Below are 2,570 nucleotides of genomic sequence, written 5' to 3'. Positions count from 1 at the left end.
GATGGTCGGGGATCATAGTGGTGATGTCACCAACGACGTTGAAGTCCAGAATGATGGAGCGCTCATAGCCGTTCACAAAGTCCGCGACGGCAGGGCGGCGCACCTCGAAGAGGCCGAAGTCGATGAAGTTATCGCCAACGGGGTTCCTCTCGTCATAGATCCAGCCGACGGAAGCCCCGGCAGTCGTGCGCTTGAAGCCCAGCAGGTCGTACACCTCGTTGAGAAAGAGATGGCCGCGGGACTTGAGCATGTCGTTGGCCTGGGCCTGAAGGGCCTTCAGGAAGAACATATTCTGCTCAGGGTCCTTTCGCCAGTCACGGTGTCCCTCATCGAAGACCTTGGCGTAGGGGCTGTACTTGCTGGGGTCCCAGCCGGCCTCGGCAACGTCAACGGTCTTCTTGACCGTCTTCTCCTTGCCTTTACTGTCCGTAACAGTCTCCTCGATCTCCTTGGCCTTGATGCCGTAGCGGAGTTCCTTCTCCACCTGCTCACCGAAACGCTCCAGAACCAGGCCGCGGTAGTCCTTAAAAGACTTGTCCACAGCCGCATAGGCCGCAGCAATGGCGACATTGCGCTTCTTCATGATGTTGTGGCTGGCCAAAATGCTGGCGGCAGAGGCGACGCCCAGAACCACAGCAGGGCCGTACAGCTTGGCGAGCTTGATGCCGGTTTGAGCATAGGTGACGGTCAAGTCCTTTTTGCAGTCCTGATCGGAGTAGGACTCGCCGGCGTTGGTCACACCCCGCTCGTTGGCCTGGTGGATGGTGTCAATGGACTTCTTGGCCTCGTCGATGACCTTGCCGGCCTTGGTGGTCGCCTTGCAGGCCAGCACCGTACTCACAACGGCGCCGAGGATGCCCACGCCCACGAGGATCTCGGGGCTCTTTTTCTGGAGCTGGAAACCGACCCTGTGAAGGGCCTTGCTCGCAGAGCTCATGATTTTGTTCGATTTCATTGTCAGATAGTCTCCTTCTTAATAAAAATATTTGGTGATGTCTCGCCTACTCAGCGAGCTCTCTCATGTACTCGTGGTATTCGGCCTCGGTCGGGAACAGCATCCATTCACCGTTCACAAGGCCTTTGTACCCACACGAGACAGGATACCCGTACATGCTCATACCTCTTTAAGTGATTTGAACCGCTTTCGGAAGCTGCAAGATGTAGCCGTCCCGGATGCGAACGACCCTTGCACTCCGAATATCAGTCCAGCCATACTTGTTGTCGGTATACCGCGGGCTGGTGATGCCGGCCAGATCGTACAGATCGGCAACGCTTGCAAGGCCAAACTGGTTGATAGCCGCCTCAAGCTGATCCAACACAAGGTCAGCGTCCCCCCGCGACTCAAACACGATGTCATCGAAGTCGTAGCCGCCAGCGGCCCTGGGGCGGGCATAGTCCCGACGGTCATCACGTCTGTCGTCATAATAGCGCTGGTACGAAACCTTGGAGCCGTTGCCCTTTTTGCCGCCAATGCGGCCGGCCTCGCCGAAAAGCATGATGCTGACCACGTCGGCGATGGCGTTCTTGATGCCGGGGACGATAACGTCCATCAAAATATAACTCTTGACGCTGGTCACATCGTCAGGCAGGAACGTGTTGGCGAGCTTTTTGGCCTCGCTCTTCTTGCGGGTCTTCGCCGTACCAGTGACCACTTTCCCCATCTTTTTCTCAGGGTTCTCTCGCGCACTGTGCGAGTTGTTGGGATACTCGGGCATTGTGCAACCTCCCTTAAATTTTTGAACAAAGGAAAAAGGGGAAGCACCCTGTTACAGGTACTTCCCCCGGTGAACCTCACTCGTCAGTCTCGTCCTCATCGGGCTCCTGCGGAGCCTCCTCGGGCTCGGGCATCGCGGCCTCGACCGGCTTGGCAGCCTCCGCCAGCTTCTTCGCGGCCCACTTCTCCTCGAAGATCGTCCGGAGCTTCTTCGCCCCGCTGATAGCAGCGTAAGCGAGGACGCCCCCGATGAACCCCGCGAGAAGAGCACCGGCGTTGCCGTCGGAGGTCTCCACGACCTCAGTCTCAGTCTCGATTTCCTCGACCTCGTTAGCTCTCACGTTATTTTCGTCCATGATGATTTCTCCTTTTCTGAATGTATTTGGAGTGTTCTCCATAATAGCAGATGCAAAATTTGCGGATGCTCAGCCCAAGCTTAAAATGTTGTAGCCATACTGAGGGGCAACGGTATAGGCCAGCACCAGGCAGGGTGTTCCGTTGGCAGCCAAGTGTGACCCAAACTGCACCTCGATATAGCCCTTGTCGATATTCCAGCCGAGGTCATTGCCCAGCTTGATGTCGGGAAGGCCGATTGCGTAGTACAGGTCGTTCAGAGAGACATACTGTTCAGAAAGCATATCCCGATTCAGGTCGTTGATGGCCTTTCGGATCTTTTCGATGTCAGACCTGAAGTAGCGCCCCGACAGCACGTCATAGCAGAGCGTGTCTCCACTGCCGGTCATGACGATCTGCTTGTCATCGACGGGATTGCCAGTCAGCTTGTCCTTGGCAATAGCATCCCGGATGGCCTGCTCCTTTTTCTCACCCACGACCTCAACAGCTTTCTCCCGGTAGT

The 2,570-nt window shown here is 56.4% G+C and carries 4 protein-coding genes; all 4 read right to left on the bottom strand.

Going from position 1 to position 2,570, the window contains the following annotated elements; all coding sequences use genetic code 11:
• Window positions 1-955 (bottom strand): DUF6353 family protein (locus JX325_RS15060; RefSeq protein WP_204791884.1); only part of this gene is annotated, 955 nt, incomplete at its 3' end.
• Between the two features lie 169 nt (window positions 956-1,124).
• A complete protein-coding gene (locus tag JX325_RS15055) occupies window positions 1,125-1,661 on the bottom strand; it encodes a hypothetical protein (protein ID WP_243414122.1) in 537 nt (178 codons plus the stop codon).
• A gap of 130 nt (window positions 1,662-1,791) precedes the next feature.
• Complete coding sequence (locus JX325_RS15050) at window positions 1,792-2,070, bottom strand: hypothetical protein (protein ID WP_204791882.1); 279 nt, start codon at window positions 2,068-2,070, stop codon at window positions 1,792-1,794.
• Between the two features lie 69 nt (window positions 2,071-2,139).
• A partial coding sequence (locus JX325_RS15045; protein ID WP_243414121.1) for a DUF6353 family protein occupies window positions 2,140-2,570 on the bottom strand: 431 nt, incomplete at its 5' end.

Origin of the sequence: Oscillibacter sp. CU971, assembly GCF_905219725.1 — a bacterium.
GTDB lineage: Bacteria > Bacillota > Clostridia > Oscillospirales > Oscillospiraceae > Oscillibacter.
The sequence above is the reverse complement of the archived record's forward strand: the minus strand, read 5'-3'. Positions and strand labels throughout refer to the sequence as shown.

Excerpts from the sequence above, each read along its gene's own strand:
- JX325_RS15050 (WP_204791882.1), bottom strand. The coding sequence starts at position 2,070 with ATGGACGAAAATAACGTGAGAGCTAACGAGGTCGAGGAAATCGAGACT.
- JX325_RS15055 (WP_243414122.1), bottom strand. The coding sequence starts at position 1,661 with ATGGGGAAAGTGGTCACTGGTACGGCGAAGACCCGCAAGAAGAGCGAG.